Source organism: Streptomyces sp. NPDC048612 (genome assembly GCF_043199295.1).
Taxonomy (GTDB): domain Bacteria; phylum Actinomycetota; class Actinomycetes; order Streptomycetales; family Streptomycetaceae; genus Streptomyces.
The window spans coordinates 120,398-134,751 of record NZ_JBICVV010000025.1; the positions used below are offsets into that span (position 1 = coordinate 120,398).

A 14,354-nucleotide genomic window follows, 5' to 3' on the forward strand; every position below is an offset into this window, starting at 1 on the left:
GGTACGCCCCGTAAGATGGACTCCATGGCTAAGACCGGTACGACGACCCAGGGGCTGCGCGCGGCGATCGAGCGCAGCGGTTATTACCCGACGCTCGTGGCCGAGGCGGTGCAGGCCGCGGTCGGCGGTGAGCCGGTGGTGTCGTACCTCGTCCATCAAGAGACGACCTTCGACGCCAACGAGGTCCGCCGCCATGTCACGGTCCTCGTGCTGACCGGCACCCGCTTCATCGTCAGCCACACCGACGAGCAGGCCGCTGACGCCACCTCCCCGTCCCCGTACGCCACCACCTCCACCGAGTCCGTCAAGCTGGGCCGGATCTCCTCCGTGGTGCTCAGCCGGGTGGTCGCCAACCCGGAGTCGTACACCCCGGGCCAGCTGCCCCGCGAGGTGGTGCTGACCATCGGCTGGGGCGCGGTCGCCCGCCTGGACCTGGAGCCCGCCGCCTGCGGCGACCCCAACTGCGAGGCGGACCACGGCTACACGGGCTCCTCCACCGCCGACGACCTCTCGCTGCGCGTCAGCGAGGCCGGCGACGGGCCGGACTCGGTGCGCGAGACGCTCGCCTTCGCCCAGGCGCTCTCCGAGGCCACCGCGGCCACCCCCACCCGCTGATGGTCCACGCCGCCCCCGCCTGGCCGGAACCCGAACCGCTCGACCCGCTCGGCGCCCCGGTACCCCGCTACGGCACCGCCTCCCTCGCCGACCTGCTGCCCACCCTCGCCGCCGGGCTGGGCATACCCGACGTCACCGCTCCCATGGAGCTGGCCCCCGCAGACCGGGCCTGTGTCTTCCTGATCGACGGCCTCGGCTGGGAGCTGCTGCGCGCGCACCCGGAGGAGGCGCCGTTCCTCACCTCGATCCTGGGCACGTCGTTCAACGGCAGCGGCCGCCCCCTCACCGCGGGCTTCCCCTCCACCACCGCCACCTCCCTCGCCTCGGTCGGCACCGGACTGCCGCCGGGCGCCCACGGCCTGCCCGGCTACACCTGCGAGGACCCGGCGACCGGCGCCCTGATGAACCAGCTGCGCTGGTCCCCCTGGACCGACCCCCATGCCTGGCAGCCCTATCCGACGGTCTTCCAGCGCGCGGACGCCGCCGGCATCCACACCTGCCAGGTCTCCGCACCCAACTTCCAGCACACCCCGCTCACCAAGGTCGCCCTCAGCGGCGGCACCTTCCACGGCCGGCTGTCCGGTGAGGAGCGGATGGACCTCGCCGCCGAGCAGCTCGCCGCCGGCGACCGCTCGCTGGTCTACACGTACTACTCCGAGGTCGACGGCAAGGGGCACCGCTACGGCGTCGACTCCGACGCCTGGCGCGGCCAGTTGATGTACGTCGACCGGCTCGCGCAGCGGCTCGCCGAGCAGCTGCCGCCGCGCAGCGCCCTCTATGTCACCGCCGACCACGGCATGATCGACATCCCCTTCGGCCCCGAGTCCCGGATCGACTTCGACGAGGACTGGGAACTGCGCGCCGGCGTACGCCTGTTGGGCGGCGAGGGCCGGGCCCGGCATGTGTACGCCCACCAGGGCGCGGCCGCCGATGTGCTCGCCGTGTGGCGCGAGGTGGTCGGTGAGCAGATGTGGGTGGCGAGCCGCGACGAGGCCATCGCCGCCGGGTGGTTCGGCCCGCACGTCGACGACCGGGTGCGTGCCCGCATCGGCGACGTGGTGGCGGCCGCCCACGACGACATGGTGATCATCGCGACCGAACGGGAGCCCCGGGAGTCGGAGATGGTCGGGATGCACGGCTCCATGACCCCGGTGGAACAGCTGGTGCCGCTTCTGGAAGTCCGCACCTGACCTGTACGGTCACCAGCCCGCACGCACTCCCCCCCCACGAGCCCGAAAGGCCCGCACCTTCCCATGCCCGAGCTGGTGTTCTTCTCCGGAACGATGGACTGTGGCAAGTCGACACTGGCTCTGCAGATCGAGCACAACCGCTCCGCCCGCGGACTGCAGGGAATGATCTACAGCCGCAACGACCGGGCCGGACACGGCAAGCTCTCCTCCCGTCTCGGGCTGGTCACCGAGGCCGTCGAGGCGGCGGACGGCATGGACTTCTACGCACATGTCGTCGGCCGTCTCTCCTCCGGCGGCCGGATCGACTACGTCATCGCCGACGAGGCGCAGTTCCTCGCCCCCGAACAGATCGACCAGCTCGCCCGCGTCGTCGACGACCTCGAACTGGACGTCTTCGCGTTCGGCATCACCACCGACTTCCGCAGCAAGCTCTTCCCCGGCTCCCAGCGCCTGGTCGAACTGGCCGACCGGGTCGAGGTGTTGCAGGTCGAGGCGCTGTGCTGGTGCGGCGCCCGCGCCACGCACAACGCCCGCACGGTCGGCAACCGGATGGTCGTCGAGGGCGCCCAGGTCGTGGTCGGCGATGTCGTCGCCGACGCGGACGGCCCCCCGGCCGAGGTCGGCTACGAGGTGCTGTGCCGGCGCCACCACCGCCGCCGCCAGACCTCGGCCTCGGCCCGCGCGGCCGCCCTCTCCCCGGACGTACTGCCGGTCGACAGCGCGCGGTAGGAGCGCATCGCCTGGCCCGCACCGCCGCACGGGCGAGGCATATCTGCCGCCACGGTGGCGGGACCGGCGCTCAGCTTCGCCGCTGGATGAGCGTGAAGACGGCGCCTTCGCTGTCGGTGACGGTCGCCAGCCGGCCGTGCGCGGAGTCCCGGGCGTCGTCCAGCAGCTGACCGCCCAGCTCGGTCACCCGGCGGGCGGCCGCGTCCGTGTCGGAGACGGCGAAGTACGTCATCCAATGGGAGCCCCGGTCACGCGGCAGCGCGCCGCCCACACCGTGGATACCGGCCACCGGGCGGTCCTTGAGGTGCAGCGTCAGATAGTCCTCGAAGCCGTTGGTGTCGGGGGAACCGTCCGCGGGCAGCGGCTCCGCCTCGTAACCGAAGACATGCTCGTAGAACGGGCTGACGGACTCGGTGTCGCGGGTGACCAGTTCGTTCCACACCGCGGTGCCCGGCTCGCCGGTGAATGCGGTGCCCGTCATCGACCGGCCCTGCCACACCCCGAAGATCGCTCCCTGCGGGTCGGACGCGATCGCCATCCGCCCCGTGTCGTCGTCGGCGTCCAGCGGCCCGACGCCCACCGTCCCACCGCAGGAACGGATCTGCTCGGCGGTCACATCCGCGTCGTCGCTGGCCAGATACGTGGTCCAGGAGACCGGGAGGTCACGGTCGGGCACCAGCTCGCCGACCCCGGCGACTTCCCGGCCGTCGAGGAAGGCCCGTGCGTACGGACCGAAGTGCTGCGGCCCCGGGCGGAACTCCCAGCCGAACAGCGCCCCGTAGAACTCCTGCGTCGTGGGCAGGCTGTGGGCCAGAAGGCTCACCCAGCAGGGCGCGCCGGGCATCCGCCGGGTCGCTGCCTCCGTCGTCATGGTCACTCTCTCCTCGGAGCGTCGGGTGCTGACCCGGTGCGGTACGGGCGCGGGTCCCGTGCAGATGCTCGCACCCGGTGACCTGCTGTGCGCCCCGGCCGCGCCGTCCATGGCAGGTTCGCGAGGGAGAATGCCCGTTTTAGGGTTTCCCCATCCGTTCCGGCGGAGGGACGAGAGGGGGTAACTGCGCCATACGGAGGGTGGGCACCCACCTTCTGTACGTAGTCGTTGCTACGCAAGGATGAGTCCCATGAACGCCATCATCACCGCTACCGAACTTGCGAACGAGCTGTCCCGGTCCACCCCTCCGGTGCTCCTGGACGTCCGCTATCAGCTCGGCGGGCCGCCCGGCCGCCCCGAGTACGCGGCGGGTCATGTGCCCGGCGCGGTCTATGTCGACCTCGACAGCGAACTGGCCTCGCCGCCCGGACCGGCAGGCCGTCACCCGCTCCCCGATCTCGATGTCTTCGCCGCGGCCATGCGGGCCGCCGGTGTCCGCGGGGACCGCCCCGTGGTCGTCTACGACGGCGGCCAGGGCTGGGCGGCCGCGCGCGCCTGGTGGCTGCTGCGCTGGACCGGGCACCCCGACGTACGGGTGCTGGACGGCGGTCTCGCCTCCTGGCAGGCGTCCGGCGGCGCCCTGAGCGTCGAGCAACCGACGCCGCCGGCCGGTGACTTCACCCCCCTGCCCGGCGCGCTGCCGCTGCTCACGGCGGACGACGCGGCCGCCCTGGCACGCCGCGGAGTCCTGCTGGACGCGCGGGCCGGCGAGCGCTACCGCGGCGAGGTCGAGCCCCTCGACCGGGTGGCCGGCCACATCCCGGGTGCCGTGTCCGCGCCGACGACCGAGAACGTCGCCGAGGGCGACACCGTCTTCCGCGACGCAGCGGACCTGGCCAAGCGGTTCGCCTCGCTGGGCGCCACCCCGGACGTGGAGGTCGGTGTCTACTGCGGTTCCGGCGTCTCCGCCGCCCACCAGGTGCTGGCCCTCGCGGTCGCCGGCATCCCCGCGGCGCTGTACGTCGGTTCCTGGAGCGAATGGTCGTCCGACCCGTCCCGCCCCGTCGCCACCGGCCCGCAGCCCGGCTGAGCCCCCGCCGGGCCCTGTCACGAGCCCGTGTACGACGTCGTCTGCCCGCCCCGGAAGTGCCGGGGCGGGCGGACGACGTCAAGTGCTGGGGGCGGGCGCCCCGTTACTCCGGCTTCTTGCGCCGGGTGCCGAAGACGATCTCGTCCCAACTGGGCACCGCGGCCCGGCGCCCGGGCCGTACGCCGTCGGCCTCGGCCTGCCGGTCCGTCGTCCCGGTCAGCCGGTCACGGTGCCCGGCCACCGCACGCGGCATCAGCACATCGGCGTACGCGGAACCTGCGCCCGCGCTGGCCGCCGGGGCGGGCGGCTCCTCGACCTCGGCCTCGGTCTCCTCGTCGCTCTGCGGCGACTTCGCGCTCTCCGGTACGACCATGTCGCCGCGGAAGCTCGGCACCGCTTCCAGCAGGCTGGTCAGCGAATCCCGCTCCCGCTCACCCGAGGCGGCCTCTTCGAGGACCCGCGGCTCGTCGTCCTCACCACCGGACTGGGCGGCGCGCTCGGGCGACTGCCGGTCCAGGGCGCGGTCCAGCGGCCGGTCGCGCGGCAGCCGCGCGATCCGCGGCACGAACGGGAAGCTCGGCTCAGGCGTGTCGTCGCTCTCGCCGATCAGTGCCCGCGCCTCGTCGTCCACGGCCTGGACGAGCCGGCGCGGCGGGTCGTAGGTCCAGCTCGCCGAGTGCGGCTCGGTCGCGACGCGGTAGACCAGCAGCACCTCCCAGGTGCCGTCGTCCCGGCGCCAGGAGTCCCACTGGACGCTCTCCTTGTCGGCGCCGCGCAGCAGCAGCCGCTCCGCGACGGCCTCTCCGAGCTGCGGGCCGGTGTTCTCGCCGGGGCGCCGTACCGGGGTCTTGCGGGCCCGCTCGGCCATGAACGCGCGCTCGGCGAGCACCGGGCCCTCGAAGCGGCGCACCCGGTCGACGGGGATGCCGGCGAGCTGAGCGACCTCTTCCGCTGAGGCACCTGCTCTTATACGCGCCTGGATGTCCCGCGGGCGCAGATGGCTCTCGACCTCGATCTCGATCTGGCCCAGGCGCGCACGGTCGTTGCGGACGGCGGCGCGCAGCCGTTCGTCGATCGGAAGCGTGTACTCGGTGCTGTCCGCAGCTTTGAGCACCAGCCGTGTGCCGTCGTTGGAGACGGCCACGACACGCAGTTCGGGCATGGGGACCTCCCGGGTGGTGCCTGCCGACGTCACGTGCGTCGCTGCTTCCGCTAGTCGAGTGTGGCCTGCCCGGGTGCAGCCTGCCACAACATTGCCGAGTTGCCCGGCGTGTCGGGGCTTGGCCCTGAAACGCCGTTATGACACGGTTACCTGTTCGCCACGCTCAGTGACCGTGTCGCCTGTCCTGTCGCCGTGCCCCGTGCCGAGCGGCGGCGCCCCGGGTGAGTGCCGCCTTCAGGGCCCCTCCCGCGGGTTCCGGGCAGCCGGACGGGAACCGGGGCCAGGGCTCGCCACAGTACTCCATTTGGACCACTTAGGTGGACCGCCGCGCCGCCGAACTTCTGGGCGGGCAACGGCGTTCGGTCGTCTTGTCGACCTCTCTACCTGGCACGTAGGTGGCGAGTTTCACAGATTCCCCAAAATCGGAACTTTTGGCTCCGCCGAATGGTCACTTCTCCATGCAAGATGGATCGAAGGGGCTATCAAAGGTTGGAGATGGACGAAGAAACCGAAACCGACACGAAGAAGAAGGAGAGGCGGATAGACCTGAGCGTTGCTCAGGTCGCCGGCAGCGCGCTCGCCGCGGCCGTCGCGGCGTATCTCGCGGGCCGGCTCGGCGTCTACGGGACCATCATCGGCGCGGGTCTGGTCAGTGTCGTGGCCACGACCGGCGGCTCGATATTCCACCATCTGTTCCGCCGCACCGGCGAGCAGATCAAGGAGGCCACGGTCTCCACCCGGCCGAAGCCACGCCGCTTCTCCTCCCGCACTCGATCCACCGCACCGCACACCCGGCAGGCCGGCACCACGCTGGTGCTGCCGACCTTCGACAAGCAGGGCACGGAGGACGAGGTCACCTCCGTCGCCGCCAGGGCACCCGGGCGCGACACGGCCCGTACCCAGCTGATCCCGCGGGCCGAGCAGGCCCGCCGCCGCGATCCGGCGAGCGCCCACCCCGAATCCGATGACGCGACGGGGATGCTGCGCACCGGACACGGCGCGATCGGCGCCCCGCGCTCGGCCGACGGCACGGGCCGGGGACGGCCCGCCGACCGGACGCAGCTGGTGCCGCGCCTCGACGCGCGGCCCACGGCGCCGGGCCGGACGGCCGCCCGCCCGGCCGCAGTGCCCGAGGAGATCGGCACCGCGACGTACGGCACCCGCCTGCGCGGCTGGAAGCGGCCGGCGCTCGGGGCGCTCGCCGTCTTCGTGCTCGCCATGGGCGTGGTCACCGTGACGGAGCTGGCCACCGGGCAGACGCCGAGCGGGCAGAAGGGCACCACGCTGAGCAACATCACCCATACCGGTGGTGGGAGCCGGCAGCAGCCCAGTACGCCGCGGTCGCCCGGCTCGGGGTCCGAGGAGGACCGCGGGCGCCACGGCCACAACGGTGAGCCGGACCCGGACCGCGGCACGTCGGACGACCCCGGCACCGGCGAGGGAACGGACGGCGACTCCCCGCCGCCCTCCCCGGACCCGTCCGGCGGCGGCAAGACCTCGCCGGACCCCCACACGTCCCCGTCCCCGGAATCGTCCCCTGGCGAATCCACCGGAGACGGCGGCACCGGCGACGGTGACACGTCGACCGGCGGCCAGGACCAGGGGGACCAGCAGGGTCAGCAGGAATCCGGCAAGGAGACCCCGGCTCCCGAGGCCTCCTGACCCCGGCGGCCGTCCCTCTGGACGGGCCGTCAGGCCGGTGGCCCCGATACGGCCGCGTCCCGGTGCCCCTCCACGGGCGCCGGGACGCGGCCGTCGCCGGTCAGTCCCCCAAGACCCGCCGCAGATACGGATTGGCGAACCGGCGCTCCGGGTCCAGCCGGTCGCGCACCGCGGTGAACTCGCCGAAGCGCGGATAGACCTCGGCGAGCGAGGCGGCGTCGCGGGTGTGCAGCTTCCCCCAGTGCGGACGCCCCTCGTGCGCGGTCATGATCCGCTCGACGGCCGCGAAATACGCCTGGTACGGCGTTCCCCGGTACATGTGCACGGCGAGGTACACGGTGTCCCGGCCCGAGGCGGTCGACAGCGGAATGTCGTCGGCCGGCGCGGTGCGCACCTCCACAGGGAAGCTGACCCTGAAGCCGGAGCGCTCCACCAGCGCCCTCAGCTCTCCCAGCGCCGCGACCGCGGCCGCCCGGGGCAGCGCGTACTCCATCTCCACGAACCGCACCCGCCGCGGCGAGGTGAACACCTTGTAGGGGATGTCGGTGTACGTACGGGCCGACAGTGCGCGGCTGGAGATCCGGGCGATGCCCGGCACGGCGGCCGGCACCGCGCGGCCGGCGGAGCAGGCGAGCCGGAAGACCCCGTTGGACAGCAGCTCGTCCTCGATCCAGCCGCTGACCTTCCCGGGGGGCGCCGCCGGGCCCTGGCTGCGGTTGTTGCGCTTGGTGTTGCAGCTGCCGGTGTGCGGGAACCAGTAGAACTCGAAGTGCTCGTTCTCGGCGACCAGCTCGTCGAACCGGGCCGTCACCTCGTCGAAGGGCATCGGTTCCTCGCGGGCGGTCAGCAGGAACTCCGGCTCCACAGCGAAGGTGAGTTCGCTGATCACGCCGAGCGCGCCGAGGCCCAGCCGCGCCGCGGAGAAGATCTCCTGGCTCTCCCCGGCGGAACAGGTCAGGACCGAGCCGTCGGCGGTGACCATTTCGAGGGCGGTGATCTGGGCGGCGATCGACGCCGAGTCGCGGCCCGTTCCGTGGGTACCGGTCGCGGCCGCCCCGGAGACGGTCTGCTCCATGATGTCGCCCATGTTGGTCAGCGACAGCCCGTGCGCGGCGAGCGTCTCGTTGAGGTGCCTGAGCGGCGTCCCGGCCGCCACCGTCACCGTTCCGGCCGCGCGGTCCACCGCACGGATTCCGGTCAGCCGCTCGGGGCGGATCAGCAGCCCGTCGGTGGCGGCGGCCGGGGTGAAGGAGTGGCCGGTGCCGGCCGCCTTGACGGTCAGCCCGTCCGCGGCGGCGGCGCGGACCGCGGCCGCCAGCTCCTCGGTGCTCGCCGGTGCCACGCTTCGGGCGGGGCGCACGGTGACGTTGCCCGCCCAGTTGCGCCAGGGTCCGGTGGTCGGGGCGCGCCCTCCCGAGCCGCCGGCGGCGTTGCTGACTGCCATGGTGACGTCCCCTCCCTCCGCACGGGCCGGCCGCGTGCGGCCGCCGTTGGTGTGAGCGCATGATGTCAGTCGCCGACGCGACTTCCAGGTGGGGTGACGGGAATCACACGGGCGCGGAAGTGGCCGGAACCGGCCGCCTCCCGGGCATCTCGTACCGTCGGTAACTCCCCGGCGGGCGGCGCCCGTTCGGCATTGCGTACCGGTCCGGGCGGTCCGGGCCGTGCTCAGCCGGGGACGCCCTACGCGACGCTCTCCTCGTCCTGCCGCTCGGCGGCCGCTCCGTCCCGGCCGGGCGGACCGCCGGCCGTGGCCGGGTCCGCCACCGCGGCGGCGGGCCGCGGAAGGAGCCTGCGGTAGCCGGCGAACGCCACCAGTGTGGCGAGCAGACCGGCCGCCGCCGGTACCAGATAGCCCCGGGCGGCACCCGCGGCGTCCACCACCCAGCCGGCCGCCGACGAACCCAGCGCGACACCCACCGCCAGGCCGGTGCTCGTCCAGGTCATGCCCTCGGTCAGCTGGGACCGCGGGACGTGCTCCTCGATCAGCGCCATCGTGGTCACCATCGTCGGGGCGACCGACAGGCCCGCGACGAACAGCGCAACCGCCAGCAGCGGCACCGAACTCACCAGTTGCAGCGGCACCATGCTCACCGCCATCGCGCAGACCCCCACGACCCACCGCCGGGACGGATGCCCCGTGAGCCGCAGCAGCCCGAAGACGGCGCCGGCCAGACAGGAGCCGAGGGCGTAGACCGCCAGCACCAGACTGGCCGCCGCCTTGTGGCCGGCCTCCTCGGCGAAGGCCACGGTCACCACGTCGATCGCCCCGAAGATCGCGCCGGTCGCCACGAACGTCACCACCAGCACCTGGAGCCCCCGTGAGCGCAGCGCCGACCCCCGCGCGTGCTGCTCCCGCGGATGCGGCACCGGCTCCGTCGCCCGCTGCGCCGTCAGCCAGAAGACCCCGGCGGCCAGAAAACCGGCGGCCAGCAGCGGACCGGCCTCCGGGAACCACGCGGTGGACAGCCCGATGGACAGGATCGGCCCGACGATGAAGCACATCTCGTCGACGATCGACTCCCACGAGTACGCGGCGTGCAGCTCACGCGGGGAGCCCCGGTAGATCTCCGCCCAGCGCGCCCGGATCATCGAACCGACGCTCGGCACACACCCCGCACAGGCCGCGAAGACGAACAGGGTCCAGTCCGGCCAGCGTTGCTGTGCGCTCAGCAGCAGACCGGCGACCGCGGTGACCGATACCAGGGTGGCCGGGCGCAGCACCCGGCTCTGGCCGTGCCGGTCCACCAGCCGGGAGATCTGCGGGCCGAGGACCGCGGCGGACAGCGCGAGGGCCGCCGACAGCGCACCCGCCAGCCCGTAACGGCCGGTCAGCTGGGAGACCATCGTGACGATGCCGATGCCCATCATCGACAGGGGCATCCGGCCCAGCAGTCCGGCGGCGGAGAACGACATGGTGCCGGGGCGGCCGAAGATGGCGCGGTAGGGACTGGGCAACGGGGATGCTCCGCCGGTGAGGAACCGAAGATCGGTAAGGGATGTCTGTGGCCGATACAGCTTACGGGCGGTCCACCCCCTGCCGCGTCCGGATTTCCGGACCGTCCCCGCGGCCGACGGCCCCGGCCGGAGCCGGGACCTGCCCTCCGCCCCCGTGGGAAGGGTGGCAGGATCGACGGCATGCCCGAACAGCACGATCCCAGCCCCTATGACGCCCTCCTGCTGCTGTCGTTCGGCGGCCCCGAAGGCCCCGATGACGTCGTCCCGTTCCTGGAGAACGTCACCCGCGGCCGCGGCATCCCCCGCGAGCGCCTCAAGGAGGTGGGGCAGCACTACTTCCTGTTCGGTGGCGTCAGCCCCATCAACGCGCAGAACCGGGAGCTGCTGGACGCGCTGCGCAGCGACTTCGCCGCACACGGTCTGGACCTGCCGGTCTACTGGGGCAACCGCAACTGGGCGCCCTACCTGACCGACACCCTGCGCACCATGGTCCAGGACGGCCACCGCCGCATCGCCGTCCTGGCGACCAGCGCCTACGCCTCGTACTCGGGCTGCCGGCAGTACCGCGAGAACCTCGCCGACGCGCTCGCAGCCCTGCGCGCCGAGGGCCTGCCGGTGCCGCGGGTCGACAAACTGCGGCACTACTTCAACCACCCCGGCTTCGTCCGCCCCATGGTCGACGGGGTGCTGGCCTCCCTCGCCGCCCTGCCCCAGGACGTACGGGACGGCGCCCACCTCGCCTTCACCACCCACTCCATCCCCACCGCCGCCGCCGACACCTCCGGCACCCCCGGCGACCACACCCGGGACGGCGAGGGCGGCGCCTATGTGGCCCAGCACCTGGACGTCGCCCGGGTGATCGCGGACGCCGTCCGCGCGGAGACCGGTGTGGACCACCCCTGGCGGCTCGTCTACCAGTCGCGCAGCGGCGCCCCGCACATCCCCTGGCTGGAGCCGGACATCTGCGACCACCTGGAGGAGCGGCACGCCGCCGGTGCCCCGGCCGTCGTCATGGCCCCCATCGGCTTCGTCTCCGACCACATGGAGGTCAAGTACGACCTCGACACCGAGGCCACCGCCAAGGCCGCCGAACTGGGACTGCCGGTCGCCAGGTCGGCCACCGTGGGCGCCGACCCCCGGTTCGCCGCGGCCGTCCGCGACCTCCTCCTGGAGCGCGCGGCGGCCGAACGGGGCGGCAGTCCGGAACGCTGCGCCCTGGGAGCCCTCGGCGCGAGCCACGACCTGTGCCCGGTCGGCTGCTGCCCCGCGCGGGCGCCGCGCCCGGCCGCCGCCGGCGCCGACTGGCGGGGCCCGGTCGCCGAGGCCCCCGCGTAGCCGTACGCCCGCCCGACCACCGCCCCTCCGAGCAAGGAGCAACGTGCCCGATCCGCAGCACCCCGAAGCCCCGCAGAGCGACCCGGCGCCCACCGAAGCGCTCTACGACGAACTGCTCGACCTGGCCCTGGAGGCCGCCCGCCGCGCCGGGGCACTGCTGCGCGACGGGCGGCCCGCCGACCTCGGTGTGGCCGCCACCAAGTCCAGCCCCATCGACGTCGTCACCGAGATGGACATCGCCTCCGAGAAGCTGATCACCGGCTTCCTCGGGGAGCGCCGTCCCGACGACGGCTTCCTGGGGGAGGAAGGCGCGAGCACCGTCGGCACCAGCGGCGTCCGCTGGGTCGTCGACCCCGTCGACGGCACCGTCAACTACCTCTACGGCCTGCCGTCCTGGTCCGTGTCCATCGCGGCCGAGAAGGACGGCGAGGTGGTCGTCGGGGTCGTCGCCGCCCCGATGCGCCAGGAGACCTACCACGCGGTCCTGGGCCGTGGCGCGTTCAACAACGGCGAGCCCGTCCGGCACCGGCCCGCACCGCCGCTCTCCCAGGCGCTGCTCGGCACCGGCTTCTCCTACCAGGCCGAGCGCCGGGCCGCCCAGGCCGAAGTGCTGCGCACCCTGCTGCCGCAGGTCCGCGACATCCGGCGCGGCGGCTCGGCCGCGATCGACCTGTGCGATGTGGCCTGCGGCCGGCTCGACGCCTACTACGAGCGCGGTCTGAACCCCTGGGACATGGCGGCCGGCGACCTGATCGCCCGCGAGGCCGGTGCGCTGACCGGAGGACGCCCCGGCCGGGCGGTCTCCGGAGAGCTGGTCCTCGCCGCCTCCCCGGGCGTCTTCGCACAGCTCCAGCCGCTGCTGGACGAGCTCGGCGCTTGGCGCGGCTGACCGGCCCCCGTCCGGGCACGACAGCGCCCCGGCACCCTTTACTGGGTGCCGGGGCGCTGTCGTCGTGCGTCTTGGAGCGGTCAGGCGCTGGTGACCGCTCCGAGACGCACGCCGTGCTCGGTCGCCAGGCGCTGGAGATCCTCCAGCTCCGCCTGTTCGACCTCGGCGAGGAAGTCATCGCCCGCAGCGCGGGCCCGGTCCAGATCGGCTTCGGTGTTCTCTATGCGCTGCAGAATGCCTGCGGTGAACGCGTCCATGTGCGCCCCCTCGTCGTGGGTCGGTGGGCACGGGGGTGTGCCGACGGGTGGGTCGATCACGGCGTGGTCCCTGCGATGGATGAGTGCATGGCAAGTAGCCGGAAAAACAGGGCGTGATCGCGGGTGTGCAGTCGTCCTCCCCACCCGCCACCTCAGGGAAACCTCAACCCGCCCAGGAATCCTGCGCGTCGGTTCCCCGGCCCGTCCGCCGCCGGCCCCGCACCCCTCTTACCGCCGGTTTACTGCTCTTCGGGGCAGGATGGAAGAGTTTTCAGACAGTGTTGTGCCTGCCCGTGAGGGCCCTGAGGAAGGACTAGCGACGTGCGTGTTCTCGTCGTCGAGGACGAGCAGCTGCTCGCCGATGCGGTGGCCACCGGACTGCGCCGGGAGGCCATGGCGGTCGACGTGGTCTACGACGGCGCTGCCGCCCTGGAACGGATCGCGGTCAACGACTACGACGTCGTCGTGCTCGACCGTGACCTCCCGGTCGTCCACGGTGACGACGTCTGCCGCAAGATCGTCGAACTGGGGATGCCGACCCGCGTCCTGATGCTCACCGCCTCCGGCGACGTCAGCGACCGTGTCGAGGGCCTGGAGATCGGCGCGGACGACTACCTTCCGAAGCCGTTCGCCTTCACCGAGCTGACCGCGCGGGTGCGCGCCCTGGGGCGCCGTACGACCGTCGCGCTGCCGCCCGTCCTGGAGCGGGCCGGCATCAAGCTCGATCCCAACCGGCGCGAGGTCTTCCGCGACGGCAAGGAGGTCCAGCTGGCACCGAAGGAGTTTGCGGTGCTGGAGGTCCTGATGCGCAGCGAGGGCACGGTCGTCTCGGCCGAGCAGCTCCTGGAGAAGGCCTGGGACGAGAACACCGACCCGTTCACCAACGTCGTACGGGTCACGGTCATGACCCTCCGGCGCAAGCTCGGCGAGCCCGCGGTGATCGTCACCGTGCCCGGCTCGGGATACCGGATCTGACCTGCGATGCCCTCACTGCCCTCGTTCTCCAAGACGGCCGGTCCGCCGCCGTCCGCCCCGCCCAAGCCCACCTGGGACCCCCGGCCGGTCAACGTCCGGCCCTTCCCGTGGCTGCGGCCGACCATCCGGATACGGCTGACGCTGCTGTACGGCGGCATGTTCCTGATGGCCGGCATCGTGCTGCTCACGATCATCTACATGCTGGCCGCGGACGCGCTGCACGACGGCAGCGCGCTGCCGCTGAAGATCCTCGGCGGCAAGTTCGAGTCGACCAGCGACATCTGTGACCTGCCCACCCAGACGTCCGGGCAGCTGCTCCAGGAGGCCGTCAACAACTGTCTCCAGCACCAGCGGGCGGTGGCTCTCAACAGCCTCCTCAACCGCTCCCTGCTGGCCTTGCTGGGTTTGACGGTGGTGGCGTTCGCGTTCGGTTATGCGATGGCGGGGCGGGTGTTGTCGCCGTTGGGGCGGATCACGCGGACGGCGCAGCGGGTGGCGGGGTCGGATCTGCACCGGCGGATCGAGCTGGGGGGTCCGGATGATGAGTTGAAGGAGTTGGCGGACACCTTCGATCAGATGTTGGACCGGTTGGACCGGGCGTTTGAGTCGCAGCGGCGGTTT

At 72.7% G+C, this 14,354-nt stretch carries 14 protein-coding genes; 9 read left to right on the plus strand and 5 right to left on the minus strand.

What is annotated here, in order from left to right; all coding sequences use genetic code 11:
- The first annotated feature begins 24 nt into the window (after nucleotides 1–24).
- The 3 genes from ACGFN2_RS30080 to ACGFN2_RS30090 all read left to right on the plus strand — a co-directional run bounded on the left by ACGFN2_RS30080 (nucleotide 25) and on the right by ACGFN2_RS30090 (nucleotide 2,534).
- Complete coding sequence (locus ACGFN2_RS30080) at nucleotides 25–615, plus strand: DUF5998 family protein (protein ID WP_362605226.1); 591 nt, start codon at nucleotides 25–27, stop codon at nucleotides 613–615.
- Nucleotides 615–1,805, plus strand: a complete 1,191-nt coding sequence (locus ACGFN2_RS30085; RefSeq protein ID WP_362605224.1) for a nucleotide pyrophosphatase/phosphodiesterase family protein — start codon at nucleotides 615–617, stop codon at nucleotides 1,803–1,805. Before ACGFN2_RS30080 ends, ACGFN2_RS30085 begins: the two co-directional genes overlap by 1 nt.
- Before the next feature lie 63 nt (nucleotides 1,806–1,868).
- A complete protein-coding gene (locus ACGFN2_RS30090) occupies nucleotides 1,869–2,534 on the plus strand; it encodes a thymidine kinase (RefSeq protein ID WP_362605222.1) in 666 nt (221 codons plus the stop codon).
- A gap of 70 nt (nucleotides 2,535–2,604) precedes the next feature.
- Here ACGFN2_RS30090 and ACGFN2_RS30095 read toward each other — a convergent pair whose 3' ends face one another.
- Entirely contained in the window at nucleotides 2,605–3,405 is an 801-nt protein-coding gene (locus ACGFN2_RS30095; RefSeq protein WP_362605220.1) for a VOC family protein, read from the minus strand.
- Between the two features lie 250 nt (nucleotides 3,406–3,655).
- Here ACGFN2_RS30095 and ACGFN2_RS30100 point away from each other — a divergent pair, with 250 nt between their 5' ends.
- Nucleotides 3,656–4,495 carry a sulfurtransferase gene (locus ACGFN2_RS30100; protein ID WP_393365690.1) on the plus strand — a complete coding sequence of 280 codons (840 nt, stop codon included), beginning with the start codon at nucleotides 3,656–3,658 and terminating at the stop codon, nucleotides 4,493–4,495.
- A 103-nt stretch (nucleotides 4,496–4,598) separates the two neighbouring features.
- On the opposite strand, the gene sepH is transcribed toward ACGFN2_RS30100, so the two are convergent.
- Entirely contained in the window at nucleotides 4,599–5,657 is a 1,059-nt protein-coding gene (gene sepH / locus ACGFN2_RS30105) for a septation protein SepH (RefSeq protein ID WP_362614647.1), read from the minus strand.
- Nucleotides 5,658–6,152: 495 nt separating this feature from the next.
- On the opposite strand from sepH, the gene ACGFN2_RS30110 reads away from it, so the two are divergent.
- Nucleotides 6,153–7,319 (plus strand): hypothetical protein, encoded by a 1,167-nt coding sequence (locus ACGFN2_RS30110; RefSeq protein ID WP_393365693.1) that lies wholly within the window; start codon nucleotides 6,153–6,155, stop codon nucleotides 7,317–7,319.
- A 100-nt stretch (nucleotides 7,320–7,419) separates the two neighbouring features.
- Here the strand turns inward: ACGFN2_RS30110 and ACGFN2_RS30115 are convergent, their stop codons facing one another.
- The gene (locus ACGFN2_RS30115; protein ID WP_393365695.1) at nucleotides 7,420–8,763 is read right to left on the minus strand and encodes a D-arabinono-1,4-lactone oxidase; all 1,344 of its coding nucleotides are present in this window, start codon (nucleotides 8,761–8,763) and stop codon (nucleotides 7,420–7,422) included.
- Between the two features lie 239 nt (nucleotides 8,764–9,002).
- On the minus strand, nucleotides 9,003–10,277 hold the full coding sequence (locus ACGFN2_RS30120; protein ID WP_393365697.1) for an MFS transporter: 1,275 nt from the start codon (nucleotides 10,275–10,277) through the stop codon (nucleotides 9,003–9,005).
- A 180-nt stretch (nucleotides 10,278–10,457) separates the two neighbouring features.
- Here ACGFN2_RS30120 and ACGFN2_RS30125 point away from each other — a divergent pair, with 180 nt between their 5' ends.
- Nucleotides 10,458–11,612 (plus strand): ferrochelatase, encoded by a 1,155-nt coding sequence (locus ACGFN2_RS30125; protein WP_393365699.1) that lies wholly within the window; start codon nucleotides 10,458–10,460, stop codon nucleotides 11,610–11,612.
- A 112-nt stretch (nucleotides 11,613–11,724) separates the two neighbouring features.
- Nucleotides 11,725–12,501, plus strand: a complete 777-nt coding sequence (locus ACGFN2_RS30130; protein WP_362614648.1) for an inositol monophosphatase family protein — start codon at nucleotides 11,725–11,727, stop codon at nucleotides 12,499–12,501.
- 80 nt (nucleotides 12,502–12,581) lie between these two features.
- Here the strand turns inward: ACGFN2_RS30130 and ACGFN2_RS30135 are convergent, their stop codons facing one another.
- Nucleotides 12,582–12,758, minus strand: coding sequence for a hypothetical protein (locus ACGFN2_RS30135; protein WP_362614636.1), 177 nt, complete (start codon nucleotides 12,756–12,758; stop codon nucleotides 12,582–12,584).
- A 321-nt stretch (nucleotides 12,759–13,079) separates the two neighbouring features.
- Here ACGFN2_RS30135 and ACGFN2_RS30140 point away from each other — a divergent pair, with 321 nt between their 5' ends.
- Complete coding sequence (locus tag ACGFN2_RS30140; protein WP_006602630.1) at nucleotides 13,080–13,733, plus strand: response regulator transcription factor; 654 nt, start codon at nucleotides 13,080–13,082, stop codon at nucleotides 13,731–13,733.
- Nucleotides 13,734–13,739: 6 nt separating this feature from the next.
- Nucleotides 13,740–14,354, plus strand: a 615-nt coding sequence (locus tag ACGFN2_RS30145) for a HAMP domain-containing protein (RefSeq protein ID WP_393365701.1), incomplete at its 3' end; no start/stop codon positions are given.

What these genes read in the sequence shown, in the direction of transcription:
- ACGFN2_RS30100 (WP_393365690.1), top strand. Translation starts at nt 3,656, where the DNA reads ATGAACGCCATCATCACCGCTACCGAACTTGCGAACGAGCTGTCCCGG.
- ACGFN2_RS30135 (WP_362614636.1), bottom strand. Translation starts at nt 12,758, where the DNA reads ATGGACGCGTTCACCGCAGGCATTCTGCAGCGCATAGAGAACACCGAA.
- ACGFN2_RS30090 (WP_362605222.1), top strand. Translation starts at nt 1,869, where the DNA reads ATGCCCGAGCTGGTGTTCTTCTCCGGAACGATGGACTGTGGCAAGTCG.
- ACGFN2_RS30125 (WP_393365699.1), top strand. Translation starts at nt 10,458, where the DNA reads ATGCCCGAACAGCACGATCCCAGCCCCTATGACGCCCTCCTGCTGCTG.
- ACGFN2_RS30085 (WP_362605224.1), top strand. Translation starts at nt 615, where the DNA reads ATGGTCCACGCCGCCCCCGCCTGGCCGGAACCCGAACCGCTCGACCCG.
- ACGFN2_RS30110 (WP_393365693.1), top strand. Translation starts at nt 6,153, where the DNA reads ATGGACGAAGAAACCGAAACCGACACGAAGAAGAAGGAGAGGCGGATA.
- sepH (WP_362614647.1), bottom strand. Translation starts at nt 5,657, where the DNA reads ATGCCCGAACTGCGTGTCGTGGCCGTCTCCAACGACGGCACACGGCTG.
- ACGFN2_RS30080 (WP_362605226.1), top strand. Translation starts at nt 25, where the DNA reads ATGGCTAAGACCGGTACGACGACCCAGGGGCTGCGCGCGGCGATCGAG.
- ACGFN2_RS30095 (WP_362605220.1), bottom strand. Translation starts at nt 3,405, where the DNA reads ATGACGACGGAGGCAGCGACCCGGCGGATGCCCGGCGCGCCCTGCTGG.
- ACGFN2_RS30115 (WP_393365695.1), bottom strand. Translation starts at nt 8,763, where the DNA reads ATGGCAGTCAGCAACGCCGCCGGCGGCTCGGGAGGGCGCGCCCCGACC.